Origin of the sequence: Achromobacter sp. UMC71, from assembly GCF_014170305.1 — a bacterium.
Taxonomy (GTDB): Bacteria; Pseudomonadota; Gammaproteobacteria; order Burkholderiales; family Burkholderiaceae_B; genus Achromobacter.
The window spans coordinates 309,066-335,932 of the sequence record NZ_LZZT01000010.1 but is presented as its reverse complement, the minus strand read 5'-3'; the positions used below and the strand labels follow the sequence as shown (position 1 = coordinate 335,932).

General features: G+C 68.3%; 26 protein-coding genes. 15 read left to right on the top strand and 11 right to left on the bottom strand.

What is annotated here, in order from left to right; translation table 11 throughout:
- Nucleotides 1–86: 86 nt before the first annotated feature.
- Nucleotides 87–626, top strand: coding sequence for a peroxiredoxin (locus A9974_RS05060; RefSeq protein ID WP_183003043.1), 540 nt, complete (start codon nucleotides 87–89; stop codon nucleotides 624–626).
- Between the two features lie 118 nt (nucleotides 627–744).
- On the opposite strand, the gene A9974_RS05055 is transcribed toward A9974_RS05060, so the two are convergent.
- Nucleotides 745–2,193, bottom strand: coding sequence for a CoA transferase (locus A9974_RS05055; RefSeq protein WP_183003042.1), 1,449 nt, complete (start codon nucleotides 2,191–2,193; stop codon nucleotides 745–747).
- 308 nt (nucleotides 2,194–2,501) lie between these two features.
- Here A9974_RS05055 and phrB point away from each other — a divergent pair, with 308 nt between their 5' ends.
- Together phrB and A9974_RS05045 are read left to right on the top strand one after the other, a co-directional pair.
- Nucleotides 2,502–3,920, top strand: coding sequence for a deoxyribodipyrimidine photo-lyase (gene phrB / locus A9974_RS05050; RefSeq protein ID WP_183003041.1), 1,419 nt, complete (start codon nucleotides 2,502–2,504; stop codon nucleotides 3,918–3,920).
- A 162-nt stretch (nucleotides 3,921–4,082) separates the two neighbouring features.
- A complete protein-coding gene (locus A9974_RS05045) occupies nucleotides 4,083–5,777 on the top strand; it encodes a PAS domain-containing methyl-accepting chemotaxis protein (RefSeq protein ID WP_183003040.1) in 1,695 nt (564 codons plus the stop codon).
- Between the two features lie 50 nt (nucleotides 5,778–5,827).
- On the opposite strand, the gene A9974_RS05040 is transcribed toward A9974_RS05045, so the two are convergent.
- From A9974_RS05040 to A9974_RS05030, 3 genes are read right to left on the bottom strand one after another with little or no spacing between them, the layout of a single operon-like run.
- Nucleotides 5,828–6,502: a 4-hydroxythreonine-4-phosphate dehydrogenase gene (locus tag A9974_RS05040; protein ID WP_255468026.1), complete on the bottom strand. Its 675-nt coding sequence runs from the start codon at nucleotides 6,500–6,502 to the stop codon at nucleotides 5,828–5,830.
- 19 nt (nucleotides 6,503–6,521) lie between these two features.
- On the bottom strand, nucleotides 6,522–7,544 hold the full coding sequence (gene pdxA, locus A9974_RS05035; protein WP_183003039.1) for a 4-hydroxythreonine-4-phosphate dehydrogenase PdxA: 1,023 nt from the start codon (nucleotides 7,542–7,544) through the stop codon (nucleotides 6,522–6,524).
- A 24-nt stretch (nucleotides 7,545–7,568) separates the two neighbouring features.
- Complete coding sequence (locus A9974_RS05030) at nucleotides 7,569–8,723, bottom strand: four-carbon acid sugar kinase family protein (RefSeq protein ID WP_183003038.1); 1,155 nt, start codon at nucleotides 8,721–8,723, stop codon at nucleotides 7,569–7,571.
- A gap of 76 nt (nucleotides 8,724–8,799) precedes the next feature.
- Here A9974_RS05030 and A9974_RS05025 point away from each other — a divergent pair, with 76 nt between their 5' ends.
- On the top strand, nucleotides 8,800–9,684 hold the full coding sequence (locus tag A9974_RS05025) for a LysR substrate-binding domain-containing protein (protein WP_183003037.1): 885 nt from the start codon (nucleotides 8,800–8,802) through the stop codon (nucleotides 9,682–9,684).
- 91 nt (nucleotides 9,685–9,775) lie between these two features.
- Here the strand turns inward: A9974_RS05025 and A9974_RS05020 are convergent, their stop codons facing one another.
- Nucleotides 9,776–10,108, bottom strand: coding sequence for a hypothetical protein (locus A9974_RS05020; RefSeq protein WP_183003036.1), 333 nt, complete (start codon nucleotides 10,106–10,108; stop codon nucleotides 9,776–9,778).
- 264 nt (nucleotides 10,109–10,372) lie between these two features.
- On the opposite strand from A9974_RS05020, the gene A9974_RS05015 reads away from it, so the two are divergent.
- From A9974_RS05015 to A9974_RS05000, 4 genes are all read left to right on the top strand, one after another.
- Nucleotides 10,373–11,983, top strand: a complete 1,611-nt coding sequence (locus tag A9974_RS05015; protein WP_183003035.1) for a DUF1800 domain-containing protein — start codon at nucleotides 10,373–10,375, stop codon at nucleotides 11,981–11,983.
- A gap of 25 nt (nucleotides 11,984–12,008) precedes the next feature.
- Nucleotides 12,009–13,211 (top strand): DUF1501 domain-containing protein, encoded by a 1,203-nt coding sequence (locus A9974_RS05010; RefSeq protein WP_183003034.1) that lies wholly within the window; start codon nucleotides 12,009–12,011, stop codon nucleotides 13,209–13,211.
- 156 nt (nucleotides 13,212–13,367) lie between these two features.
- The gene (locus tag A9974_RS05005; protein ID WP_183003033.1) at nucleotides 13,368–14,570 is read left to right on the top strand and encodes an MFS transporter; all 1,203 of its coding nucleotides are present in this window, start codon (nucleotides 13,368–13,370) and stop codon (nucleotides 14,568–14,570) included.
- An 11-nt stretch (nucleotides 14,571–14,581) separates the two neighbouring features.
- Entirely contained in the window at nucleotides 14,582–15,076 is a 495-nt protein-coding gene (locus A9974_RS05000) for a glutathione peroxidase (protein WP_183003032.1), read from the top strand.
- Between the two features lie 60 nt (nucleotides 15,077–15,136).
- Here A9974_RS05000 and A9974_RS04995 read toward each other — a convergent pair whose 3' ends face one another.
- A complete protein-coding gene (locus A9974_RS04995) occupies nucleotides 15,137–15,604 on the bottom strand; it encodes an Lrp/AsnC family transcriptional regulator (RefSeq protein ID WP_183003031.1) in 468 nt (155 codons plus the stop codon).
- 122 nt (nucleotides 15,605–15,726) lie between these two features.
- Between A9974_RS04995 and A9974_RS04990 the strand changes: the two genes are divergently transcribed.
- From A9974_RS04990 to A9974_RS04965, 6 genes are all read left to right on the top strand, one after another.
- Nucleotides 15,727–16,632, top strand: coding sequence for a DMT family transporter (locus A9974_RS04990; RefSeq protein WP_183003030.1), 906 nt, complete (start codon nucleotides 15,727–15,729; stop codon nucleotides 16,630–16,632).
- A 181-nt stretch (nucleotides 16,633–16,813) separates the two neighbouring features.
- Nucleotides 16,814–17,512, top strand: coding sequence for a glutathione S-transferase N-terminal domain-containing protein (locus A9974_RS04985; protein ID WP_183003029.1), 699 nt, complete (start codon nucleotides 16,814–16,816; stop codon nucleotides 17,510–17,512).
- Between the two features lie 13 nt (nucleotides 17,513–17,525).
- On the top strand, nucleotides 17,526–18,008 hold the full coding sequence (locus tag A9974_RS04980; protein WP_183003028.1) for a GNAT family N-acetyltransferase: 483 nt from the start codon (nucleotides 17,526–17,528) through the stop codon (nucleotides 18,006–18,008).
- Nucleotides 18,009–18,045: 37 nt separating this feature from the next.
- Complete coding sequence (locus A9974_RS04975; protein WP_183003027.1) at nucleotides 18,046–18,321, top strand: lipoate protein ligase C-terminal domain-containing protein; 276 nt, start codon at nucleotides 18,046–18,048, stop codon at nucleotides 18,319–18,321.
- Nucleotides 18,318–19,094 (top strand): biotin/lipoate A/B protein ligase family protein, encoded by a 777-nt coding sequence (locus tag A9974_RS04970; protein WP_183003026.1) that lies wholly within the window; start codon nucleotides 18,318–18,320, stop codon nucleotides 19,092–19,094. Before A9974_RS04975 ends, A9974_RS04970 begins: the two co-directional genes overlap by 4 nt.
- 68 nt (nucleotides 19,095–19,162) lie before the next feature.
- A complete protein-coding gene (locus tag A9974_RS04965) occupies nucleotides 19,163–19,984 on the top strand; it encodes an RsiV family protein (protein ID WP_183003025.1) in 822 nt (273 codons plus the stop codon).
- 173 nt (nucleotides 19,985–20,157) lie between these two features.
- Here the strand turns inward: A9974_RS04965 and A9974_RS04960 are convergent, their stop codons facing one another.
- Complete coding sequence (locus A9974_RS04960) at nucleotides 20,158–21,447, bottom strand: Glu/Leu/Phe/Val dehydrogenase (protein WP_183003024.1); 1,290 nt, start codon at nucleotides 21,445–21,447, stop codon at nucleotides 20,158–20,160.
- 412 nt (nucleotides 21,448–21,859) lie between these two features.
- Here A9974_RS04960 and A9974_RS04955 point away from each other — a divergent pair, with 412 nt between their 5' ends.
- Nucleotides 21,860–23,533, top strand: coding sequence for a BBE domain-containing protein (locus tag A9974_RS04955; RefSeq protein ID WP_183003023.1), 1,674 nt, complete (start codon nucleotides 21,860–21,862; stop codon nucleotides 23,531–23,533).
- An 88-nt stretch (nucleotides 23,534–23,621) separates the two neighbouring features.
- Here A9974_RS04955 and hutG read toward each other — a convergent pair whose 3' ends face one another.
- The 4 genes from hutG to A9974_RS04935 are packed head-to-tail and all read right to left on the bottom strand — an operon-like array spanning nucleotide 23,622 to nucleotide 26,756.
- Entirely contained in the window at nucleotides 23,622–24,572 is a 951-nt protein-coding gene (gene hutG, locus A9974_RS04950; RefSeq protein WP_183003022.1) for a formimidoylglutamase, read from the bottom strand.
- Nucleotides 24,569–25,351 (bottom strand): amino acid ABC transporter ATP-binding protein, encoded by a 783-nt coding sequence (locus A9974_RS04945; protein ID WP_304503305.1) that lies wholly within the window; start codon nucleotides 25,349–25,351, stop codon nucleotides 24,569–24,571. The genes hutG and A9974_RS04945 overlap by 4 nt, the downstream gene beginning before the upstream one ends.
- Entirely contained in the window at nucleotides 25,348–26,016 is a 669-nt protein-coding gene (locus A9974_RS04940; protein ID WP_183003021.1) for an amino acid ABC transporter permease, read from the bottom strand. Before A9974_RS04940 ends, A9974_RS04945 begins: the two co-directional genes overlap by 4 nt.
- Nucleotides 26,013–26,756 (bottom strand): transporter substrate-binding domain-containing protein, encoded by a 744-nt coding sequence (locus tag A9974_RS04935; protein ID WP_183003020.1) that lies wholly within the window; start codon nucleotides 26,754–26,756, stop codon nucleotides 26,013–26,015. The genes A9974_RS04940 and A9974_RS04935 overlap by 4 nt, the downstream gene beginning before the upstream one ends.
- Nucleotides 26,757–26,867: the final 111 nt, after the last annotated feature.

The window sequence follows — 26,867 nt, the reverse complement described above, 5'->3', positions numbered from 1 at the left end:
CAATCCGCACTGGATTCCCGCGGCCCCGGCAGCTACAGTGCAAGGATCGACGCAGCACCGCCACGCACCGATTTCCGGAGACCCCCATGAAGCGCCTCGCCCCCTTGTTTCTTGCCTGCGGCCTGTTGGCCGGCACCGCCGCCCAGGCGGCCCTCAACGTCGGCGCGCCCGCGCCCGACTTCAGCACCCAGGCCTCGCTCGGCGGCAACGTGTTCACGTTCAAGCTTGCCGAAGCCCTCAAGCAAGGGCCGGTGGTGCTGTATTTTTACCCCGCCGCCTTCAGCAAGGGCTGCACCATCGAAGCCCACGATTTTGCCGAAGCGACCGACGAATACAAATCGCTGGGCGCGACCGTCATCGGCGTGTCGGCCGACGACATCGATACCCTGAACAAGTTTTCGGTCAGCGAATGCCGCAGCAAGTTCGCGGTGGCGGCCGATGGCGACGGCAAGATCATGAAGGCCTACGACGCGGTGCTGGACGCGCGTCCCGAACGGGCGCAGCGCACCTCGTACGTGATCTCGCCCGAAGGCAAGATCCTGTACGAATACACCAACATGAATCCCGAAGCCCACGTGGCCAATACCATGCGCGCGCTGCGTGAATGGAAGGCGGCCAGGAAGTAACGCGCGGGTCCGGCATGCCGGACTGACTATCCCAGGCAAACGAAAGGGGGGCTCTGACGCCCCCCTTCTTGTGCCTGTCTGCGCCATCCGCTTGGGTACCCGGCTGGCGCCATCCCCGTCACTGGAACGGCCATACCGTCGGGTGCGTGCCCGGCGGACTGGACGGCCGCGTCCAGCGCGCGGGCGTGGCCGAAAACTGCGCCGCATGGCGCACCGCCACCAGCTCGCCGAAACCCGACGGCTGGGTTTCCAGCAAGCCGTTGAAGCCCGGCATCGGACAGGTCAGTCCGCCGTCGACGCGGCCCAGCGTGCGCAGCCAATGCGCGGTCTGGGCCAGCGACACGCGCACGTGCCAGCTGCCGCCTTCGGTGGCTTGGCGCGCCAGCGCCACCTGGGCGCCGAACGCCATCAGGTAGCCGGACGCGTGGTCCAGGATCTGCATCGGCAGCGCCTTGGGCGCGTCCTGGCCGGCCGCCTGCGCTTCGGCGTGATTGAAGCCCGTGGCCGTCTGCACCAGCGAATCGAAGCCGCGGCGGTTGGCCCACGGGCCCACCGCGCCATAGGCGGACAACGATACATAGACGATGCCGGGACGCAGGCGGGCCGCGTCCTGCGGACCGAAGCCCAGCGCGGCCATGCCGCCGGGCCGGTAGCCCTGCACGAAGATATGTGCGCTGCGCAGCAGGTTGCCCAGCGCGATGCGGCCGTCGGCCGTATCCAGATCGGCCAGCACGGACAGCTTGCCGCGGCTGGTATCGATGAGGTTGTCGATGTTGGGCAGGTTCGGCGAATTGAGCAGCATCACGTCGGCGCCATAGGCCGCGAGCGCGCGGCCGCACACGGGGCCGGCGATGATGCGGGTCAGGTCGAGCACGCGGATGTCCTGCAACGGACGAGCATCGGCGCCGTACTTGGGCAAGGGCCGCGGGTCGGCGTCGCCGATGCGTTCGAGGGTCAGCAGGGGCTGCGCCGCGATGGCCTGGCCTTGCGGATGACGATCCCATTCGTCGAAGCTGCGCATGGCGGTCACCACCATGCCGGCGTCGGCGGCCACTTGTTCGAAATCTTGCGCGCGCCAGCGGGCCAGCGCTTCCTCGACGGCCGCGCGCGTGGCGCCGTCGCCGGTGGGACAGCCCAGCAGCGCCAGGGCGCCGTCGCGGTGATGCGCGAAATTGGCATGGATGCGGACCCAGCCGCCATCGCCGCAGCGATAGACGCCGGTGATGGGGTCACGCGGGTCGGGCGTGGCGCCGTTGATCATGAAATGGCTGCGGCATTCCTGCGCCGCATGCAGCATGTCGACGCCGACCTGCTGCCGCGCGCCGCCGCGCAAGTGCCAGAGTTCGGCCGCCGCCAGCGCCGCCGCGGCAATGCTGGCCTGCGCCGCGGTGCCCACCGCGAAAGAAGATGGCAGCACCGGCTCTGCGCCGGTCAGCACCACATGCTCGAGCGACTCGTCGGGCAGATCGACCGAGCGCCAAAGTTGTTGCAAGACCTCGCGGGATGTCTTGCTGGCGGGTGTGCGTCCTTTCAGGAAGGACGGGCGGAGATCCATCAGATGTCCCATATTTATTCATCTTGCTTTTGGCGTTAAGTGAATTACATGGCGGCCCCGGCAGGTGCGTCAATACAGGGAAAGCGCCAGCGTGTTTCGGGGTTTGACCGCGGCAACCCGCCGTTCACCGGGCGGCGGCCCCGGCGCGGCACGTCCAGCGGGCGGCGCCGCAACGCACACATTGGTCACATCTACTCTTAGTTTTTACATGGTGTGGCCGAGCGGCACCGCGGACCGCGGCGCGCGACCCCGCAAGATAGAATGCCAGCCTTGCCGCGCGCCCTTCGGCGCCCGCGTTTCCCAGACTCGACCGCCCTGTCATGAATACCCTGATCTGGCTGCGCACCGACCTGCGCCTGCACGACAATCCCGCCCTGGCCGCCGCAGCGGCCGCCGGCACGGCCACGGCCCTGTTCATCGCGGCGCCAGGTCAATGGCGCCTGCATGGCGAGGCGCCGGCCAAGGTCGATTTCTGGCTGCGCAACCTGCGCGCACTGTCGCAGGACCTGGCGCGCCTGGGCATCCCCCTGAAGCTGCTGACGGTGGATACCTGGGACCAGGCGCCCGACGCGTTGGCCGGCTTCTGCCGCGACCATGGCATTGCCCAGGTCCACGCCAACACGGAATGGGCCGTGAACGAACGCCGGCGCGACGACATCGTGGCGTGGCGCCTGGCCGAGGCGGGAGTGGACTGGGCGCTGCACCACGGCGCCTCGCTGCTGCGGCCCGGCACGGTGCTGACCGGCAAGGGCGACTACTACCGCGTCTACACACCCTATGCGCGCGCCTGCCGCGAACGCCTGCGCACCGCGCCGCTGCGCGCCGTGCCGGCCCCTCAGCCGCAAACAGCGCCCGCCTGGGGCCCGGATCCCCTGCCCGATGCGTTCAACGGCTACGGGCCGGCCAGCGAGGCCATCCGCGCGCTGTGGCCGGCCGGCGAAACCGCGGCGGCCGACCGGCTGGCTGCCTTTGCCGACGGCGTCATTGACGCCTATCGCGACGAACGCGACTTCCCCAGCCTGCCGGGCACCAGCTGCCTGTCGCCCTACCTGGCGGCCGGCGTGCTGTCGCCGGGCCAGGCGCTGCGCGCTGCGCAGGCCGCCAACCAGGGCGAGCTGGACAGCGGCAACCCGGGTGCCGCCACCTGGATCAACGAACTGCTCTGGCGCGAGTTCTATCAGCACCTGCTGGCCGCCTGTCCCGCGCTGTCAATGCACCAGCCCATGAAGCCGGAGACCGCTGCCGTGCCCTGGCGCGACGCGCCCGATGACCTGGCGGCCTGGCAGCAAGGCCGCACCGGCCTGCCCATCGTGGACGCCGCCATGCGCCAGCTGTTGACGCTGGGTTGGATGCACAATCGCCTGCGCATGGTCACGGCGATGTTCCTGTCCAAGAACCTGCTGATCGACTGGCGCCTGGGCGAGGCCTGGTTCATGGCGCACCTGGTGGACGGCGACCTGGCGGCCAACAACGGCGGCTGGCAATGGAGCGCCTCCACCGGCGCCGATTCGGTGCCCTACTTCCGCGTCTTCAATCCGCTGTCGCAATCGCGCAAATTCGACCCGCGCGGCGCGTTCCTGCGCGAATGGTTGCCCGAGCTGGCGCATCTGGACGACGCCGCCATCCACGATCCCAGCCCCATGGAGCGCGCCGCCGCGGGCTACCCCCTGCCCATTGTCGACCTGGCGCAAAGCCGTCTGCGCGCGCTGGAAGCCTTCGGCAACCTGCCCAAGGCCTGAGCCCTGGACCAAAGCCGTCCATCACATCATGGCCCCGGCTTGCCTCCCGCATTTACCTTTCGCATAACTTATAAATATCTTGATGTAGATCAACCCCGCCCTACCGTCCGTCCCGGATGATCCGGCTGCAACACGCCACGCCCATCACAGGACGACAGACGCATGCGCAATAACCAGCCGGTTTACGACAAGGAATACACGCTGCACGATGAGCAGTACCTGATCTCGCGCACTGACGCCCGCGGCCGCATCATCTATGCCAATCCCGCGTTCGTCGAGGTCAGCGGTTTTTCACGCGAAGAACTGGTGGGCGCCGCCCACAATATCGTGCGCCACCCTGACATGCCCGAAGAAGCGTTCGAGGACCTATGGCGCACCATCCAGCGCGGCGAGTCCTGGACGGGGGTCGTCAAGAACCGCCGCAAGGACGGCGGCTACTACTGGGTGCTGGCCAACGTCACCCCCATCATCGAGCGCGGCGAAACGGTCTGTTATGCCTCGGTGCGCGTCAAGCCGACGCGCGCCCAGGTCGACGCCGCCGACGCGGCCTACGCGCGCTTGCGCAACGGCACGGCGCGCGGCTTCAAGCTGAGCGGCGGCCAGGTCAAGCCCACCGGCGTGCTGGGTCTCTTGGCGCGCCTGAAAATCTGGCGCCTGACCGGCGTGCGCTCGCGCATGCTGGCCTGGGCCGTACTGGCATCCGCCCTGTTTCTGGGCGCGGCCGGCGTGGCGCTGTACGGCATGCTGGACCGCATGAGCACCGAGGAAATCGCGCTGGCCGGCGCCATGCTGGCGGGCGGCGTGGTGTTGATCTTCGCGTCGGGCTGGGGCTTTGCGCGGTCGATCACCGGCCTGCTGGTCACCGCCACCGACTTCACGCGCCAGATCGCCGCCGGCAACCTCAGCACGCCGCTGCCGCCGGCCGGCATCCGCGACGAGATCGGCGCCTTGAAGTTTTCGCTGGAGGTGATGCGCAAGAGCCTGGTCAGCATCACGCGCGACGTGCACAACGGCATCGAAAGCGCGCTGACCTCGGCCGCCGAGATTGCCGACGGCAACGCCGACCTGTCGGCCCACACGCAGCGCCAGGCAGCCTCGCTGGAAGAAGCGGCGGCCAGCATGGAACAGCTGGCGTCCACCGTGAAGCAGACCGCCACCAACGCGCATGGCGCCGACCAGATGGCCAACCAGGCGTCCGATGTGGCCAAGCGCGGGGGGCAAGTGGTCAACGACGCGGTGGCCGCCATGCAGGGCATCGTGCAGAGCACGGCGCGTATCACCGAGATCGTCGGCATCATCGACGGCATCGCGTTCCAAACCAACATCCTGGCGCTCAATGCCGCAGTGGAAGCCGCCCGCGCGGGCGAGGCCGGCAAGGGCTTCGCGGTGGTCGCGTCCGAAGTGCGCAGCCTGGCGCAGAAAAGCGCCACAGCGGCGCGCGAGATCAAGGAATTGATCGAGGCGTCGAACCACAAGGTCGAAGACGGCGTACGGCACGTGGAACGCGCCGGCGAGGCCATGCTGGACATTGTCGATTCGGTGCAGCAGGTGACCCAGATCGTCAACGAGATCGCGGCCACGTCGACCGAGCAGCACACCGGCATCGACAACGTCAGCCGCACGATCTCGGAAACCGACAACGCCGCGCAGCGCAACGCGGCGCGGGTGGAGCAGGCCAGCCTGGCCGTGGACAACCTGCGCACCCGCGGCGCGCAGCTGCGCCACGCCATCGAAGTGTTCCGCATCGCGGGGGCTCAGACCGTGCTGCCCAAGCGCGCCGCCGCGCCGGTGCCCGCGGGGTTGATCGCATCGCCGCCGCGCGTGGCGCAGCCGCTGCTCGAGCAACGGATTTCCTGAGACGTCGGGCCGGGCTGCCGCGCGGTCGAGCCCGGTTTGAATGCGAGCGTTCAGGCGGCTTGCGCGGCCGCCAGGATCGCCTGCAACTGCCCCGCCAGGCCTTCCCGGGCGGCGGGGAACTTGCCATCCAGCGCCGCGGTGCCCACCGTGAAACCCGCCGCGCCCGCGCGGCAGGCCACCTGGATGCGTTCGGCCGAATCCAGCGACCCCGCCACGATCACCGGCACGTCCACGCGGCACACGTCGGCGATCAGGGCCGGCACGTCGACATCGGCGCGGTAGGCCAGCAGATCCAGCCCATGCACGCCGGGCAGATCCGCCAGTTGGCGCGCACTCTGGGCGATCGCCGCGCGCGACCCGCCCAGGATGCTGGGATGGCCATGCACCCGGCCGGGAAACGGGTAATAGCGGATGCGCGACCCCGCCAGCAGCGGCAGCGCGTCCGCCACATGCGTGCCGCCCAGCAGGAAATCCACGTCCAGTTCCAGCGCGGCGCGCACGGACGCCAGCTCGCTCTCGCGATCCTGCGACACCACTTCCAGATAGCTGTGGCCGCCGGCCTCGCGGATACCGCGATTCAAACGTTGCAAGGTCGCCAGCGGCTGGCCGATATCCTTGAAGCCGATATGTCGCACGCCGCTGTCCAGCGCGATGTCCAGGTAGGCCTCGGCGTTATCGACCGTACGGTCGTTGCGCGTCAGCATGAAGATGAAGTCGGATCGCATGATGGTTGGGGTGTCCTGGTCAGGCATTGTCGATAGGGAAAGCGGCCTTGGGCAAGTCTTGCGCATGCCCGGCCAGTTGAAAGGCACGGTCGATGGCGGCGCGCAGGCTGGCCGGATCGGCGATGCCCTGCCCCGCGATGTCGAATGCGGTGCCGTGATCGGGGCTGGTGCGCACGAACGGCAGCCCCAGCGTGATGTTCACGCCCTGCTCCAGGCCCAGGTACTTGACCGGAATCAGCCCCTGGTCGTGGTATTGCGCCACCACCACGTCGAAGCGCCCTTGCCGCGCCTGCATGAAGACCGTGTCACCGGGCCAGGGGCCGCTGGCGTCGATGCCTTCGCGCCGGGCAGCCTCGATGGCGGGCCGGATGATGCGCGCCTCTTCGTCGCCGAACAGCCCGCCCTCGCCCGCATGCGGATTCAGCCCGGCCACGGCCACCCGGGGCGCCGCCACGCCCAAGGCGCGGCCGCCCTGGTGCGCCAGCCGGAGGGCGGACAACTGCGCATCGAAGTCGGCGCGTTCGATGGCCTGGCGCAGCGAACAGTGGATGGTCACCAGCACCGTGACGATGGCGTCGTTGGCCAGCATCATCGCCACGCGCGACGCGCCGCCGCGCTCGGCCAGGATTTCGGTATGGCCGGGATACGGCACGCCGGCCACGGCCAGCGCCTCTTTATGGATGGGCGCGGTGACCATGCCGGCCACCCGCCCCTGGCGCGCCAGGTCGATGGCCAGGCAGATCGCCTGATACGCCGCCCGGCCGCAAGCCGGATCCACGCGGCCCGGCGGCGGCAGCGGCGCCAGCGAGGACGACGGCAGCAGGCAGATCCGGTCCGCCCGCAAGGGTGAGGCGGCCGCGTCCTGCACCACCTGCAGACGATCGGCGGCGCCCAGCGCCGTCAGCGCCCGCGACATGGCGCCGGGGTCGCCCACCACGAGGCAACGTTCGGCGTAATGCGGCAGCAGCAAGGTCTTGGCGACGATCTCCGGCCCGATGCCGGCGGGGTCGCCCATCGTGATGGCCATGGGTAGCAAGGGCATTGGGGGTCTCCAGGGTCGGGAAAGTCATCGGCACAGCAGCTTCATGGCTGCCGCGAGCAGCGCGTCCGGGAGGCCGAAGCCGCCGGCCTTCATGGCGAGCGCCAGGCGATGGCCGCGGCCGGCAACGGCCGCCACGCCCGCCGGAAAGCCCGGCGCCAGTTCGCAGGTCAAGGTGAAGCCGCGGATCGTCAACGCGTCCAGCAACGCGGCCAGCGTGTCGCCGCCGGTGGCGATCAGGCCGTCGAAGCGGTGGCGCGCCAGCGCCTGCATGGCCTGGCGCGTCAGGGCCGCCAGCACCACAGCGGAATCAGCCTGCGACGTGCTGGGCGCTTGCAGGCAGACCACCTGGGCGTCGGGATGGATCTCGTCTGCGTGCCGCGTCACTTGGGCGCCGGCGGCCCGCAGCGCGTCGCATTGCGCATGGCTGACGGGATTGGCGCTGCCCACGACGATCAGCACGCGCAGCGCCCGGACCGGCTCGGGCGCCGCGACCGCCGCGCCGCCGCATTGTGCGGCCAGCGCGCGCGCCATGCCCGGCGAGCCCGCCCACAGCACCGATCCGCCCTGCGCCATCAACTGCGCCACCCGGTCGTCCAACGCCTGTTGCGTGCTCGCGTCCAGCACCAGCACCCGCGACGCGCCGGCGGCGGCGCGCACCTGCGCGGCGCTGGCGTCTTCGGTGATGACGCGGGCCGGGCCGATGGCCGGATCGACCAGATCCAGGATGCGGGACGTGCGCGCCGGATGCACGGGATCGGCGCCATACACGCTGGCAGCCACCAATTGGCCATGCACGTACTGGTTGCCGCCCAGCGTCACGCGGCCCGCGTCGGCAAACGCGGGGGCCACCACCAGCAAGTGCCGGCCGCTGGCGCGGAACGCCGCCGCCAATTCGGCGCGGATATGCCCGCGCAGCGTGGAATCCATGGTCTTGTAAAGCACGTCACGGCCGGCCAATGCCGCCGCCGCAGCCGCCGCGGCTTGTGCGGCGTCCATTTCAGCCAAGACACGGCTACCGGTATCCAGCGACAGGATGCGCGGCCCGTCGTCACCGCTGACGCCACGGCACACCTGTGCCGGACCGGCCCAGGGCAGGAAGGGGCCGGCGCCGTCGGCGGCACTGGTCAGGTCGTCGGCGATGATGCCGATGCTGCGGAAAAAGGCTGCGGGTGTGTTCATATTGGTGATTAAAATGCATATCACCAACGAGGAATATCCATAATTCCTGACGTTTATACGTGATGAAATCTCACCAATGACCGCAGCCCGCCGGCCCTCCCTGAACGACCTGCGCGCCTTCGAGGCGGTGGCGCGCCTGGGCTCGATGCGCGCCGCCGCCGATGAACTGTCGCTGACGCACGGCGCGGTCAGCCGGCGCGTGGCCAAACTGTCCGACGACCTGGGGCTGGTGCTGGTCGAACCCGCCGGCCGCGGCCTGCGCATCACGGCTGCCGGGCAGTTGCTGGCGTCATCCATGAACCGGGCGCTGGCGCTCGTCAACGGCGCCATCGACACGCTGCAAGACCGCGGCGCCAAGCGGCCGGTGGTGCTGTCGTGTGAACGTTCGGTAGCGATGCGCTGGCTGATTCCGCGGCTGTCAGCCTTTCAGGATCGGCATCCGGACATCGAACTGCATCTGTCGGTGGGCGGCGGTCCGCTGGATTTTTCGCGCGACCAGGTCACGCTAGCGCTACGGCGGCTGGATTTTCCGGTGCATCCCGATTGGACGGTCACACCGCTGATGCCGGAAAGCATGGGGCCTGTCATGGCCCCCGCGCTGCTCCCGGTCTTTCTATCGGGCGATTACGTGGCGCTGGCCTCGCGCACCCGGCCACAGGGCTGGGACGACTGGCTGGCGCAAGCGCCCGCGCATCCCGCGCCGCGCAGCACGCGGTGGCTGGATCATCACTTCCTGATGGTGGAATCGGCGGCGGCGGGGCTGGGCGTGGCGCTCAGTCCGCGCATCCTGGCGCTGGATGATCTACGCACGGGCCGCCTGGTGGCGCCGCTGGGATTTACGCCGGATGGCTCGGCCTATGGCCTGATCGAACCGCGTTCGACACCGGCCGGCGCGGCGCCCGCGCTGGCGGCACTGAAACTGTGGCTGGCCCAAGCCGCGCAGGAAGCGGGCGAACCATGACGCGCCCGGCGCTGCCGGCATGCGGCGCCGTCAATCGCTGACACTCGCCGCCTCAATGCGCGGCGTCAACACGCCGATGCAACCCGCCGCGTCATTGCGCCGCGGCCGCATCCTTGTCCAGTCGCTTGATGAACACCAGCAGTTCTTTTTCCACCTGCTTGTCGCCGCGCGCCTGCGCGGCCTTCAGGCCCGACTCCCAGGCCGCGCGCGCGCCCGCCTTGTCACCCAAGCCCAGGCAAGCCTTGCCCAGCCATTTCCACGCCACCGAATAAGCGGGGTCGAACACGAGCGAGGCGCGCAGATGGGTTTCGGCTTCGCGAAAGCAATCCTGTTCGGCATAGGCCTTGCCCAACGAAAATCGCAACAACATGTTGTCGGTGCCCTTGGCCAACATGGCTTCCAAACGGTCGATCATTTCCTGCATCGCCGGCCTCCTTTGCGCCGCATGCGCTGACTGCGATGGCACATCATAGGCCGCCCCGCGTGTCGGGACGGCAATGGCCCCGCGCCGCGCAGGGATAGCGGCGGCCATCCGGAAAATGATCGGTTTCCCTGCGTTTCAAGCCGTGCACCGACGGGAATGATCGAGCGACTATCCTGTCACACACTCAAGGTCTGTGCGCCACGCGCCAGACCTGACCGCCTGCTGACCGCGGGCCTGCCCCGTTCCGCCAAAGGTGCCCGCTGTATGCTGGATTTGCGCCGCTTCCTGCGCCGCCTGACACCCCTGCTGCTGTTGCCGCTGGCAGCTCAGGCAGCCAACGTCACGCCCGCGCCTTGCATCACGCCCGCGGCTTGCGCAGCCGAGCCGGACAACACCCCGGCACCACGCAACGCTCGCGACGCCGACGCCCGCGCGCTGGACGCGGCCCTGGTCAACCGCATCACCTGGGGCGCCACGCCCGCCGAATTGGCGCGCCTGCATGAACTGGGCACGGCGCGTTATCTGCAGGCGCAACTGCATCCCGATCCGCGCGCCCGCCTCCCGGCCGCGGTGCAACAGCGCATCGACGCGCTGTCGATCTCGCGTCAAAGCGCCGACGACGCGCAGGCCGAACAACGCGCGATGCGCAAGGACGCCAAGGAAGCCGACCCCGAATCCAGGCAGCAGGCGCAGCGCGATGCGCGCATCATCTCGCGCCAGCGCGCCGACGACACGGCCAGCCGCGCGTTCTACCGCGCGCTGTATTCGCCCAACCAGCTGCAAGAGCAGATGACCTGGTTCTGGATGAACCACTTCAGCGTCTATGCGGCCAAGAATGATATCGGCACCTACATCGACCAGTACGAAGAGCGCGCCATCCGGCCGCGCGCGCTGGGCAAATTCCGCGACCTGCTGGCGGCCACGCTGCGCTCGCCCGCGATGCTGGTGTACCTGGACAACACCCAGAATGCCGTCGGCCGCATCAACGAAAACTACGCCCGCGAACTGATGGAACTGCATACGCTGGGCGTCAAGGGCGGCTACACGCAAAACGATGTGCAGGAACTGGCGCGCATCCTGACCGGCCTGGGCATCCGCAACCCGGACGGCCCGCCCAAGCTGCGGCCCGAGCTGCGCGGCCAACTCGTGCAGGATGGTCTCTTCCTCTTCAATCCCGCGCGCCACGACTACGGCGACAAGGTCTTTTTGGGCCACACGATCCGCGGCGCGGGCTTGGCCGAAGTGGACCAGGCCGTCGACCTGCTGGCGCGCCATCCGGCCACCGCGCGTTTCGTCAGCACCAAGCTCGCAGCCTATTTCATGGGCGACGCGCCGCCGGCCTCGGTGATCGACAAGATGAGCAAGACCTTCCTCGCGCGGGACGGCGACATCGCCGCCATCCTGCAGACGCTGTTCACCTCGCCGGAATTCGCGCAGTCGCTCAAGACGGGTGTGTTCAAGGATCCGGTGCACTACGTGTATTCCGCCCTCCGCCTGGCCTATGCGGACCTGCCGCCCATCGTCAGCACGCGCCCGGGCATGGCCATGCTGCGCCAGCTGGGCCAGCCGCTGAACCAGCGCCTGACGCCCGACGGCTATCCCCAAGCGCAGTCGGACTGGGCGGGCTCGGGCCAGATGACCGCGCGCTTTGAAGTGGCGCGCGCCATCGCCGCCGGGCCGCAGGCCTTCTATCGCGAGGGCGACGACAAGGGCCCGGTGGAACTGCCGCGCATGCCCGACCTGCTGCGCGAAAACGCCGACGACGGCCTGTTCGCGCGCCTGTCGCCGGCCACCCGCCAGGCCATCGCCCAGGCCAGGACGCCCAAGGACGCCAACACCTATCTGTTGGCCTCGCCCGAATTCATGCGCCGCTGACCCGCGGCCCGTCAGGAGTCCCGACATGCATCGCCGCCGCATTCTGCAGCTCATGGCCTCGGCGCCGCTGGCCTTCGGCGCCAGCCGCCTGTACGCCGCCCCCGCCGCCGCGGGCAACAAACTGCTGGTCGTGTTCATGCGCGGCGCCTACGACGCCGCCAGCCTGCTGGTGCCGGCCGGCAGCGACTTCTATTACGAATCGCGCCCCACCATCGCCATCGCCCGGCCCGGCAGCGGCGCGGGCGCCGCCTTGCCCCTGGCCGACGGCTGGGCGCTGCACCCGGCGCTGGCCGACAGCCTGATGCCGTTCTACCAGAAGCGCCAGCTGGCCTTCGTGCCCTTCGCCGGCACCGACGACATCAGCCGCAGCCACTTCGAAACCCAGAACAGCATCGAACTCGGCCAGGGCGCGGCCCGGGCCAAGGACGGCGACTTCCGCTCGGGCTTCCTGAACCGCCTGGCCGCCGCGCTGGGCTCGGCCGGCGCGCAGTCGGCGGCCTTTACCTCGGAAGTGCCGCAGATTTTCCGCGGCAACGCGCGCGTGCCCAACATCGACCTGGGCGGCGCCAGCCGCAAGTCGCGCCTGAGCGACAACGACAACCGCGTCATCGCCTCGATGTACCAGCACACCGACTTGAACGCCTCGGTCACGGAAGGCCAGCGCATCATGGGCGCGGCGCGCGAAGAACTGGAAGCCGAGATGCAGGCCGCCAACGGCAACGCGGTATCGGCCGGCAAGCTGGAACAGGAAGCGCGCCGCATCGGCCGCTTCATGAGCGACCGCTACAACCTGGGCTTCGTGGACGTGGGCGGCTGGGACACCCACGTGGGCCAGGGCGCGGCCAACGGCGTACTGGCCAATCGGCTGGGCCAGCTGGGCCGGGCGCTGGCCGCCTACGCCGAAAGCATGGGCGCGGCCTGGAAGCAGACCACCGTGGTGGTCATCAGCGAATTCGGCCGCACCTTCCGTGAAAACGGCAACAAGGGCACCGACCACGGCCACGGCACGGTCTATTGGGTGCTGGGCGGCCAGGTGCACGGCGGCCGCATCGCCGGGCGCCAGGCCAAGGTCGCCCGCGACACCCTGTTCCAGGATCGCGACTACCCCGTGCTGAACGAATACCGCGCCCTGTTCGCCGGCCTGTTCGCGCGCCTGTATGGCCTGGACAAGACCCGCCTGGCGCAGGTCTTCCCCGGCATCGCGCCGCTGGACCTGAAGCTGGTGTAGGGGCCAGAACGTCGGGCCTGACATCTTTCCGTCAGGGATTACCCGTACCATTGGCAGGGCCTTGCCGTGGCGTCCGTGTCCGGCGGCCCTAAAATTGCCCACTCGTCTTTGCCGGCGCGCCAATCCAGCCGCCGGTCCATCCCCTTCCGGTTTCCCATGCCCCTGCATCTCATCGCGCTGGCCGCCGCCGCTTTTGGCATCGGCACCAGCGAATTCGTCATCATGGGCCTGTTGCCCAACGTCGCCGCCGACCTCGATGTCACCATCGACATCGCCGGTCTCCTGATCACCGGCTACGCCATGGGCGTGGTGATCGGCGCGCCCATCATGGCCATCATCACCGCCAAGCTGCCGCGCAAGGCCACGCTGATCGGCCTGGCCAGCACCTTCGTGCTGGGCAACCTGCTCTGTGCGCTGGCGCCCAACTATGGGCTGCTGATGGCGGCGCGGGTCTTCACGGCCTTCTGCCACGGCGCCTTCTTCGGCATCGGCGCGGTGGTGGCGGCGGACCTGGTGCCGCGCAACCAGCGCTCCAGCGCGATCGCGCTGATGTTCACCGGCCTGACGCTGGCCAACGTGCTGGGCGTGCCGCTGGGCACGGCGCTGGGCCAGGTGGCTGGCTGGCGCTCGACCTTCTGGGTGGTCAGCGGCATCGGCATGGCCGCCGTCGCGGCGCTGGCGGCGTGGCTGCCGGGGCGCATCCCGATGAAGCCGGGCAACATCCTGCGTGAATTCAAGGTGCTGCGCGATATCCGCGTGCTCTGGCCGCTGCTGGCCAGCGTGCTGGCGTCGGCCTCGCTGTTCTGCGTGTTGACCTACATCGCGCCGATCCTGCGCGACGTCACCGGCGTGTCCGAACGCGGCGTGACCGGCGTGCTGCTGCTGTTTGGCGTGGCCCTGACGGTGGGCAGCACCCTGGGCGGCAAGCTGGGCGACCGCAGCCTGGAAGTCTCGCTGCGCCGCATCTTCCTGGGCCTGGTGCTGGTGTTCCTGGCGCTCAGCCAGGCCATCCACGCGCTCGCGCCGATGCTGGTCATGACCTTCATCTGGGGCATGCTGGGCTTTGCCGTGGTGCCGCTGTTGCAGACCCTGATCGTGGACCAGGCGGCCGACGCCCCCAATCTGGCATCGACGCTGAACCAGGGCGCGTTCAACCTGGGCAATGCCGGCGGCGCCTGGCTGGGCAGCGTGGCGCTGGGCCACGGTCTGCCGCTGACCGACCTGCCCTGGATGTCGGCCGCCATCGCCATCGCCGTGCTACTGCTGACCTTGTGGGGCACGCGCTACTATGGGCGCCATGCCGGGATGGCGCAGCCGCGGCAAGCCAGCGAGCTGGCCTCGTCCCGATTCGACGCCTGACAGGAGCCTCCATGAGCACGATCTTCGATTTCTCGGCCCGCGACATCCATGGCGCCGACCAGCCGCTGGACGCCTACCGCGGCCGCGTACTGCTGGTGGTCAACGTCGCGTCCAAGTGCGGCTTCACGCCGCAGTATTCGGGCCTGGAAGAGCTGTACCGCAGCCTGCGCGACGACGGCCTGACGGTGCTGGGCTTTCCGTGCGACCAGTTTGGCCGCCAGGAACCGGGCGACGAAGCCGAGATCCTGAACTTCTGCTCGACCCAATACGACATTACTTTTCCGCTGTTCGCCAAGATCGACGTCAACGGCGCCGACGCCCATCCGCTGTACCGCTGGCTGAAAGGCGAGAAGCCCGGCGTGTTCGGCACCGAGGGCATCAAGTGGAACTTCACCAAGTTCCTGGTGGGCCGCGACGGCCAGGTGATCAAGCGCTACGCCCCCACCGATACGCCTGCGGGATTGAAGGACGACATCGTCCGCGCGCTGGCGGCGCCCGCCGCCTGAGGCAAAACCGGGCTGGCGCGCCGGCCCGCAAGGGCGGCGCCTGCCTGGCGCCGCCCGCGCTCAACGCAGCGGCGGCAAGCGCCGGCGCACCGTGTGCGCCTTGACGATGGCGGTGTTGGTTTCGGCGAATTCGGTCACGCGTTCCAGGATGCCGTCCAGGTGCGTGATCGACCGCAGCACCAGCCGCGCGATGAAGCAGTCGTCGCCCGTGACCTTGTCGCATTCCACGAAATCCGGAATCTCCTGGATCAGGCCCTCGACCCGCCGCAGTTGCCCGGGCAGCGGCCGGATCCGCACGATCGCTTCCAGCGTGTAGCCCAGCGCCACCGGATCCACATCCAGCGTGTAGGCGCGGATCACCCCGGATTCTTCCAGCCGCCGCAGGCGGTCGGCCACGCTGGGCGCGGACATGCCGACCTGCCGCGCCAGGTCGGCCGTGGTGGTGCGCGCGTTGGCCGTCAGGGTCTCGACCAGGCGACGGTCGATACCATCCAGCACCGGGGTTTCATTCTTTAGGTCGTTTTGCATAAATTCCACCTAAATGAAGGTTCTAAAACAAAACTGCCGTAGCAACATCATATAGCCAGCGCGATCAGCCTGGGATAATTTCTCCATCGAATCCCTGGCCGCACGGCCGCCTGGAGCCCCTCATGTCCCCCTCTTCCGATCGCCTCGGCCTGGCGCAAATGGCCGCCGCCATGACCCTGTCGGGCACCCTGGGCGTGTTCGTCCTGGAGTCCGGCCAAAGCGCCTGGAACGTCGTGTTCTTCCGCTGCGTTTTCGGCGCCCTGTCGCTGTTCCTGTATTGCTGGGCCCGCGGCCTGCTCAAGCCCGGCCTGTTCACCGCCAGGACGCTGGCCCTGGCGCTGGCGGCGGGCGCCGCGCTGGTGCTGAACTGGGTGCTGCTGTTTTCGGCCTACCGGCTGGCCTCGATCTCGCTGGCCACCGCCGTCTATAACGTACAGCCGTTTTTCCTGATCGGCCTGGGCGCCCTGTTCCTGGGCGAACGCCCCAGCCGCGGCAAGCTGGCCTGGTCGGTGGTCGCCTTCGCCGGGCTGCTGCTGGTGCTGCGCCTGACCGATACTGCGGGCGCCGGCGGCAGCGCCTATCTGTCGGGCCTGCTGCTGGGTCTGGGCGCGGCGGCGCTCTACGGCGTCACCGCCGTGATCGTCAAGCGCCTGAAGGGCATCCCGCCGCAGGTGCTGGCGCTGGTGCAGGTGACGCTGGGCGCGGTGATGCTGCTGCCCATGGCCGACTTCAACGCCCTGCCCGCCGCGCCGCTGCAATGGGGCTACCTGGTGGCGCTGGGGGTGATCCACACCTGCCTGATGTACATCCTGATGTACTCGGCCATCCAGAAGCTGCCGACCACCTCCACCGCCGCGCTCAGCTTCATCTACCCGGCCGTGGCCATCCTGCTGGACCTGGTCGTGTACGGACACCGCATGGACGCCACCCAGGTCGCGGGCGTGGCGCTGATCTTCCTGGCGGCGGCCGGGGTCAGTCTGAACTGGCAATGGCGCCTGCGCGGCGGCGCCAAGCCGGGCGCGGCCTGAGCGCCGGCGCCCGGACACCGCCAGGCCCGGTCACGGGCCGGCCTGTCCCCGGTGCGGGCCGGCCCCGGACAAACCCGCACCCGGTCCCCGGTTATTCGTCCTGCCTCCCCTTGCCCCCCGCTATCATGGTTTTCCGATCCGCCGGCCCAGGCCGGCGGCGCCAAGACGCTAAGGAATCCGCATGATCGATCTCTATTACTGGACCACCCCCAACGGCCACAAGATCACGATCTTCCTGGAAGAAACCGGGCTGCCGTACCAGATCCATCCCGTCAACATCAGCAAAGGCGACCAGTTCAAGCCGGCGTTCCTGGCCATCGCCCCCAACAACCGCATTCCCGCCATCGTCGACCAGGCGCCGGCCGGCGGCGGCGCGCCGATCTCGCTGTTCGAGTCCGGCGCCATCCTGCAGTACCTGGCCGAAAAGACCGGCCGCTTCCTGCCCGCCGACGTGCGCGGCCGCGCCGAAGTGTCGCAATGGCTCTTCTGGCAGATGGGCGGCCTGGGCCCCATGGCCGGCCAGAACCACCACTTTTCCGGCTACGCCCCCGAACGCATCCCCTACGCCATCGAGCGCTACGTGAAGGAAACCAACCGCCTCTACGGCGTGCTGAACAAGCGCCTGGCCGACCGCGAATTCGTCGCCGGCGACTACTCCATCGCCGACATGGCGGCCTACCCCTGGATCGTGCCGCACGCCAAACAGGGCCAGGACCTGAACGACTTCCCGCACCTGAAGCGCTGGTTCGACGCGATCGCTGCGCGCCCGGCCACCCAGCGCGCCTACGCGCTGGCCGACCGCATCAACACCGCGCCGTCGATCAGCGACGAGGAATCGCGCCGCGTCCTGTTCGGCCAGACCGCCCAGAACGTGCGCTGAACCCGGAGCCGCCATGACCGACAAGACCGCCGACACCGGCTCGCCGCTGCGTTTTCGCCGGGCCCGCCTGGCCGACCTGCCCCAGATCGTCGCCATGCTGGCCGACGACGAACTGGGCGCCAAGCGCGAAGATCCTTCCATTCCGCTCAACCCCCGCTACACTTCCGCCTTTACCGCCATCGAGCAGGATCCGAACCAGTTCTTCGCGGTGGTCGAACGCGATGCGGCCCTGGTCGGCTGTTTGCAGTTATCGTTCATACCCGGCCTGTCGCGGCTGGGCCAATGGCGCGGACAGATCGAGAGCGTGCGCATCGCCTCGTCCTCGCGCGGCCAGGGCCTGGGGCGCACCATGTTCGAGTGGGCCATCGCGCAGTGCCGGTCGCAAGGTTGCGATCTGGTGCAGCTGACCACCGACCGCGCCCGGCCCGACGCCCGCCGCTTCTACGAAAGCCTGGGTTTCGTGGCCAGCCACGACGGCATGAAACTGAGCCTGTAGCCCGCCCGGGTCCAGGCCCGACATTAAGGAGTGCTCCATGCACGGCGAATACAAAGTCCCCGGCGGCAAGCTGGTGGTTGCGGACCTGGACGTACAGGACGGCCGCCTGGCCAATGTCCGTATCAGCGGCGACTTTTTCCTGGAACCGCCCGAAGCCCTGGAAGCCATCAACGAGGGCCTGAATGGCCTGCCGGCCGATTCCGCCGAACTGGAACTGGCCGTGGCGGTGCAGTCGGCGCTGCCCGCCAACACCGAAATGTTCGGCTTTTCGGCCGAAGCCGTGGCCGTGGTGCTGCGGAGGGCCCTGGCATGACGCGTACCGACTGGAACGACTACGACTGGCAACTGATCCACGAAGCGCCGCAGGCGCCGGCGCTGCACATGGCGCTGGACGCCGTCATCACCGACGAGGTCGGGGCTGGCACGCGCCCGCCCACCTTGCGCATCTGGGAATGGTCGGCGCCCGCGGTCGTGATCGGCCGCTTCCAATCGCTCAAGAATGAAGTCGACCCCGACGGCGCCGCGCGTCATGGCATCGAAGTCGTGCGCCGCGTCAGCGGCGGCGGCGCCATGTTCATCGAACCGGGCAACAGCATCACCTACTCGCTCAGCGCGCCGCAGGCGCTGGTGCATGGCATGAGCTTCCAGGAATCCTATGCTTTCCTGGACGCCTGGGTGCTGCAGGCGCTGCACGACCTGGGCATCAAGGCCTGGTATCAGCCGCTGAACGACATCGCGTCGGACATCGGCAAGATCGGCGGCGCCGCCCAGGCGCGCCGCGCCGGCGCGGTGCTGCACCACGTCACCATGTCCTACGACATCGACGCCGATAAAATGGTGGAAGTCTTGCGCATCGGGCGCGAGAAACTGTCGGACAAGGGCACCACCAGCGCCAAGAAACGCGTCGATCCGCTGCGCACCCAGACCGGACTGGCGCGCGAGGTCATCATCCAGCGGATGGTCGACACCTTCGCCGGGCTGCACCGCCTGACGCCCGGCCAACTGGGCGCCGCCACGCTGGCCAATGCCCAGGCCCAGGCCGCCGACAAGTTCTCCACGCCCGAATGGACCGCGGTCGTCCCCTGACGGCCCCCGGGTTTACGTTCGACGGCTGCGCCCTCGCGGCGCGGCCGGGTTTTTCTGGAGGTAGTTCAATGCGTCGCCCCTTTACGCCTCGCGGCGGGATCCACGCCCTGCTGCTGGGCGCCGCCTTGCTGGCGCTGGCCGGCTGCGGCAGTTCGCCGCCCGCCAACATCACGCTGGACTCGCCGGCCTCGGCCTCGCAGTCCGCCACGCCCGAAAAAGTAGGCGACCTGTCCACCGAACGCATCAAGTGGTCGTCCGACAAACCCGGCTGCAAGGGCGACTGCCCCCGCATCGAAATCGACACCGTGTCGTTTCCGGGCATCCCGAAGCTGACCGCGCTGGTCGATCACGTGCTGGCCTACATGACCGGCACCGACGCCAACCGCCGCGGCCCCTACGAAACGCTGTCGGAATACACCCAGTACTTCTGGTCCACGGCCCGCCCCCGCGACGCCACCTACTTCAAGGCCAGCGTCAAGGACACGGTGGGCGACATCGTGTCCATCGAACTGCACACCGAGCAGTTCCTGACCGGCGCCGCGCACGGCATCCCCGCCACCCAGTACCTGAACTGGCAACGCAGCCGCGGCCGCGTCATGGCGCTGGACGAAGCGCTGATCCCCGGCCGCCATGCCGAATACGTCGCCGCGCTGCAGCGCGCCCACGCCAAATGGCTGGCCGGCAACGCCGACGCCAAGCGGGACCCGGCGGCCTACAGCAAAATGTGGCCGTTCCAGGAAAGCGACAATTTCGCGCTCACGCGCGACGGCATCGTGGTCAAGTTCGACGCCTACTCCATCGCGCCCTACTCCTACGGCGAGCCCGAGCTGACCCTGCCCTACGCCGACCTGCGCGGCATCCTCAAGCCGGAGCTGTTGCCCAAGTCATGATGCGGCCGGCCGCCGGCGCGGCCGTCAACGGATCGCCCCCTCCGATGACGGCTTGCCCCGGGTGGCCTCGTCCAAGGTTCCCGCCCCAAATGCAAACCGCCCCTTGCGGGGCGGCGTGCTTGTCTTCCTCACTGCTCCTCCAGCGCCGGACCTGAACCCGGCGCAAGAAGACCTTACGGGTACAGGCCGCGCACCTGGCGGGCTTGCAGGATCCGCGTGCAAGCCACGATGAACGCGGCGGTGCGCAGCGTCACCTTGTGTTCCTTGGCCACCTGCGCCACCGAGGCGTAGGCTTCGCGCATGATGCGTTCCAGGCGCTGGTTGATTTCGTCTTCGCTCCAGAAGAAGCTGGAGAAGTCCTGCACCCACTCGAAGTACGACACGGTCACGCCGCCGGCGTTGGCCAGCACGTCCGGCACCACGTAGACGCCGTGTTCAGCCAGGATGTCGTCCGCTTCCGGGGTGGTCGGGCCGTTGGCGCCTTCCACCACGATCTTGGCGCGCACCTTGGCCGCGTTGTTGACGGTGATCTGGCTTTCCAGGGCCGCCGGGATCAGGAATTCGGTTTCCAGCGTCCAGAATTCGTCCTTATCCAGGGGCTGGCCGCCCGAGAAGCCGCCCACGCCGCCATGCTGCGACACATGCGACAGCAGCTTGTGCACGTCCAGGCCGGCCGGGTTGTGCACGGTGCCGGTGTGGTCCTGCGCCGCGATGACCTTGGCGCCGGCTTCGTGGAACAGACGGGCGGCGGTGCCGCCCACGTTGCCGAAGCCCTGCACCACCACGCGTGCCTTGGACACGTCGATGTTCAGGTCGCGCGCGGCTTCGCAGCCGACCACGAACACGCCGCGGCCGGTGGCCTCGACGCGGCCCAGGCTGCCGCCCAGCGCGATTGGCTTGCCGGTCACCACGCCAGTGGCGGTGGAGCCTTCGTTCATGGAGTACGTGTCCATCATCCAGGCCATGGTCTGGGCGTTGGTGTTCACGTCAGGCGCGGGGATGTCCTTGGACGGTCCGATGATGACGCCGATTTCCGAGGTGTAGCGGCGCGTCATGCGCTCGAGTTCGGATTGCGACAGCTTGCGCGGATCGACACGGATGCCGCCCTTGGCGCCGCCGTAGGGCAGGTTCACCGCGGCGTTCTTGACCGACATCCATGCGGCCAGTGCCATCACTTCCGACAGGGTCACGTCCTGGTGGAAACGCACGCCGCCCTTGCCCGGGCCGCGCGAGGTGTTGTGCTGCACGCGGTAGCCCTCGAAGTGGGCCACGCTACCGTTGTCCAGCTCGATCGGCACATCGACGATCAGCGAACGCTTCGGGCGCTTCAGGGTCTCGACCCAGCGAGCCAGCGAGCCGAGGTACGGGGTGACCCGATCGACTTGTTGCAGGTAATTACCCCAGGGGCCGAGATCGTCGGCATTCAGATAAGACGGCAAGGCATGGGTAGGAACTTGAGACATGAACATGCTCTCCTGACAAAGTTGCGCCATTTTATCCATAACCTTAATGCGTCCCCATATTTTATATAAATATTTTAATTAGGGACGCATTAAAGAAGAAGGATATCGCGAGCGTCGCCGAGCCTGCCGAAACGCTGCGCCTATCCTAGCCCCGCAGGGCGCCAGCGTCCAGCCTTGGCCGGGCCGCCAGCGCCGTCCGGCCGCCCGCCAGCCGGCCCCGCCAAGGCCTGAGGAAGGCGCCGATCGAGTGCGACCCGCCCCGCTTGAAACCCACCCCGACTTCACCCAGAATCAGCCGGCCCCGGTTTTTTCCCGGCACCGGCGGCGAATAAAGCTTGTCATTTCCGCGTTCGCCGGCGGGCAACCCCCGCCTGCAATCTTGCCCTTATGAAAACCAACCATAGAGGTGCGCATGTCGGATTTTTCCTTGATTGACAGCCAAGACCCGCGTTACGCGACCCTGCAAAAAGGGTTCAACCTGCGCTTTCCCAGCACAGGCCAAGGCGCAAACGCCATTTACGTGTGCAAGACCCCGCAAGACGTCCTGGACGCGGCCAACGCCGCGCTGGCCCACGGCCACCGCATCACGGTGCGCAGCGGCGGCCACTGCTACGAAGGCTTCGTGGCCAACAAACTGCCCCAGGACCACGGCCAGCCCCTGGCCATCATCGACCTGAGCCTGATGACCGGCCTGCGCTACCGCGAAGCCTGCGACATCGCCTCGCCGTGGAACCCGGCCGCGCGCTATCGCTTCGCCGCGGCTTCGGGCAACCAGAACTGGGACGGCTACCTGGACCTGTACAAGCGCGCCAACCGCACCCTGCCCGGCGGCTCGTGCTATTCGGTCGGCACGGGCGGCCACATCGTGGGCGGCGGCTACGGCCTGTTGTCGCGGCTGCACGGCCTGACGGTGGACTGGCTGTCCGGCGTGGACATCCTGGTGCCGCAAGGTCCAGGCTCGCGCCAGCTCGTGGCCAAGCACGTCAACCTGCAAAGCACCGGCGCCGACCGCGACCTGTTCATCGCATGCCGCGGCGGCGGCGGGGGCAATTTCGGCATCATCCTGACGTACTACTACGCCGAGCTGCCCAAAGCGCCGCAAGAGGCCTACTGGCTGTCGCTGTCGTACCCATGGGACAGCTTCGGCACCGGCACGGCCGGCCGCGCCGCCTTCGCCCGCTTCATGCGGGCCTACTGGCAATGGTTCGCCGACCACGACGCCGACTGGAACAGCCCCGACCCGGCCAAGGCCAACGGCGGGCTGTTCACGCTGCTGAAGGTGCAGCACCGCTCCACCGGCGATGTCGTGCTCAACATCCAGTACACCGGCCTGGACGGCAAGGTCGGCGGCGCGCGCGATCAACCCTTCCTGGATTTCGTGGCCACCATGAACGCGGCCGCGGGCGCGGCGCCGGGCATCAACCTGGCCTCGAACTGGCACGGCCCGTCGCGGCGCGTGGCCGAGCCGGCCATGCGCCTGCTGGCCCACCCCGTGGCCGATGCCCAGAAAATGGATTGGCTGTGGCTGACCCAGACCATCAACGGCTCGGGCAACAACCAGCGTGGCAAGTACAAGTCCTCGTACCACAAGGCGAATTTCAGCGACGTCGAGATCACGGCGCTGTGGGAATACCTGAATGGCTCGGACGACCCGCGGCTGAACCAGGCGCTGGTGCAGATCGATTCCTACGGCGGGCGCATCAACCGCAACGACGAAACGGCCAACCCCACCAGCGTCAGCCAGCGCGCCTCGCTGCTGAAGTCGCAGTTCCAAGTGTATTGGACGAACCCCGCCGACGACGCCTTCCACCTGAAGTGGATCGCCGACCTGTACGACGAATACTTCGCGCAGTACGGCGGCAAGCCCAGCTACCAGCCGGGGTCTCCTTTCCAGGGTTGCTACATCAACTATCCGGATACGGACATGAAGTACACCGACGCCAGCCGCAGCCGCATCGACCCGAACTGGCTGCACCTGTACTACGGCGACAAGACCGCCGCGCTGATCGCGACCAAGCAGCGCGTGGACCCTGACAACCTGTTCCACCACGAGATGTCGATCCCGCTGGCGCCACCGCACGCCTAGCCGGCCTCGCAAGACCAACCGGCCCGCAAGTCGCGGGCCGGTTTTTTGGGGTTGACTGCCCTGGCCATCCCGGCCGGGGCGCCGCGCATCAGGGCGATACGAGCTGCCAGGCCAGCCGCGCCGCCGCGCGGGCGCCATGGCCATCCACGTCGAAACGCGGATTGAACTCGGCCAGGTCGGCCAGGCGCAGCTTGCCGCTGGCCTTGACCCGCAGCACGATCTCTTCGATCACCGCCATCGGCACGCCATAGGGCGCGGGCGCCGAGACCCCCGGCATGACAGCCGCGGGCAGCACGTCCAGGTCGATGGTCAGGTACACGTGGCGCGCGCGCGCCAGCAAGGCGTCGACGTTGGCCAGGCGCGCCTCGAGGTGGCGCTCCTGCATGTCGCGGTCTTCCACCCAGATGGCGCCGACCTCGGCCGCCCGCGCGTACAGCGCCGGCGTATTGGCCAGCCGCGACACGCCCAGGCAGGCGTATTGAAACGCCAGGCCTTGCGCCTCGCAGTAGTGCGCGACCTGGTCGAATGGCGTGCCCGAGCTGCCCGGACGGCCGGTGCGCAGGTCGAAGTGCGCATCCAGGTTCAGCACCAGCACGGGGCCGGCGTCCTCGCGGCCCGCGAGCCAGCGCGCCAGGCCCTGGAAACTGCCCCAGGCGATTTCATGGCCGCCGCCCAGCACCACCGGACGGGCGCCCTGCTGCAGCAGATCGGCCACCGCCAAGCCCAGGCGCTCCTGCGCGTCTTCCAGCTGGTCGCCTTCGCAGGCCACGTCGCCCGCGTCCAGCAGGCGGGTCAAGCCATGCGCCGGCAAGCCGGCCATGAACTTGCGGATGCCGGCCGGGCCGGCCGCCGCGCCGATGCGGCCCTGGTTGCGGGCCACGCCCGCATCGCAGGCAAAGCCCAGGATCACGGCTTCGCCCTTGGCGGCAACCTGCTCCGCCGCTGGCTCGACGATGTGCGCCAGGCGGCGCGTGTCGCCGCGCTCGGCGCTGTCGTCGCGCGCGGTCCACAGGCGCTTGTCCAGTTGCGCCGCCGTCATGCCGCCCCCTGCCCCGCGCTCAGCACCGCCTGCAGGAATTCGCGGGTGCGGGCTTCGCGCGGCTGGCTGAAGATGACCTCGGGCGAACCCGATTCCAGGATCACGCCGCCGTCCATCACCGCCACCACGTCGGCCACGTCACGGGCAAAGCCCATTTCGTGCGTCACGACCATCATGGTCATGCCCTCGCGGGCCAGCAGCTTCATGACCTGCAACACCTCGCCCACCAGTTCAGGGTCCAGCGCCGAGGTCGGCTCGTCGAACAGCATGACCTTGGGCTGCATCGCCAGCGCGCGGGCAATCGCCACGCGCTGCTTCTGGCCACCCGACAGGCTGGCCGGCATGGCCGACATCTTCTGCGACAGGCCGACCTTGTTGAGCAGGTCGGCGGCCAGCGCGTTGGCTTCGTCCCGGCCCATGCCGCGCAGCTTGCGCGGCCCGACCGTGACGTTGTCCAGCACCGACAGGTGCGGGAACAGATTGAAGCCCTGGAACACCATGCCCACCTGCATGCGCAGCTGGTTCAGCTGGGCCTCGGGCAGCATTTCGCCCTGGTCCTGCAGCGTCTGGCCGCAGATCTCAACGCTGCCGCCCTGGGCCACTTCCAACCCGTTGCAGCAGCGCAGCAAGGTGCTCTTGCCCGACCCGCTGGGCCCGATCACCACCACCACCTGCGACTGCAGCACATCGAAGTCGATGCCGCGCAGCACGGCGTGGTCGCCATAGGATTTTTCCAGGCCGCGGATGCGGATCATTTCTTTCGGGGTTCCGAAGTTCATTGCACCATCCCTCCGGCGCGCAAGCGTTGTTCGACATGGCGCAGAATCACCATGGCGACCGTGGTCAGGACCAGATAGATCAGCGCCACCACCAGGTAGGTTTCCAGCGAGCGGTACGACACGCTGATGATCTTCTGCCCTTCATGCATCAGGTCGTGGATGGTCAACAGCGACACCAGCGCGGAATTCTTGATCAGCGCGATGAACTCGTTGCCCAGCGGCGGAATCATGCGCACCACCGCCTGCGGCAGGATGATGATGCGCATGGCCTGGCCCGACGACATGCCCAGCGAACGGGCCGCCTCGGTCTGGCCGCGGTCCACCGACTGGATCGCGCCGCGCACGATTTCCGATACGTAGGCGCCGGAATACATGCCCAGCCCCAGCACGCCGCAAGCGAACGCGGGCAGCGTCACGCCGAACTGCGGCAGGCCGAAGAACCAGATGAACAACTGCACCAGCAAGGGCGTGCCGCGAAAGAACAGCAGGTAGGTGCTGCACAGGTTGTAGATGATGCGGCGTTGCGGGTTGAGCCGGCCCACGCCGACCAGCAGGCCGATCACGCAGCCCAGCAGCAGCGCGCCGGCGGTCACCTCGATGGTGACCAGCGCGCCGCGCAGCAGCGAGTCGTAGTCGGCGAAAACAGGGGCGAAGTCCAGGTTCATTTCGCGGGCGCCTCGAACCACTTGTTGACGATGGCCTGGTAGCTGCCGTCGGCCTTGATCTTCTTGAGCGCCTCATTCAGGCCGCGGGTCAGCTCGGGCTTGTTCTTAGGCACGGCAATGCCGTAGTCCTCGGTGGTGACCTGCTCGTCCAGCACGGCCAGGTCGGTGGTGCTCTGGGCGAACAGCTTGGCGGCGGGCTTGCCCGTCACCGCGGCGTCGGCGCGGCCGATCTGCACCAGGTTGAACATCTCCTGGTTCTTCTCGACTTCCACGCGTTGCACCGCCGGGTAGTGTTCCTTCAGGTAGTTGACCGACTTGGTGCCGACCTGCACCGATACCTTGCGGCCGTCCAGGTCCTTCAGGCCCTTGATGCCGCCGTCTTTCTTGGTCAGCACGACCAGGCCGCCGGCGTAGTACGGGTCGGTGAAGTCCACCACCTTGCTGCGCTCGGGCGTGATGTAGATGGCGGACACGGCGATGTCGGCGCGGCCGGCCTGCAGGGCGGGAATCAGGCCCTTGAAGTCGATGTCGATCCATTCGACCTTCTTGCCCATGGCGGCGGCCAGGGCTTCGACCAGTTCAATGTCGAACCCCGTGCGCTTGCCGTCCTTGACGAACTCCATGGGCGGGAAGGTGGCGTCGGTGACGGCGCGGATGGTTTCCTGGGCATGCGCGGAGCCTGCGCTCCAGGCCAGGCCCAGCGTCAGGGCGGCGGTCAGCAATGTGCGGCGATTGATCATGGCGGGTCCTAAAAGGAATAAGTGGGTACGGGATACGGCGATCGGTACGACGTAAAGCCAGCGGCGTCTAGAGATGAGGCGGGAATGGCGGGGACAGCGAGGAATCCGGAA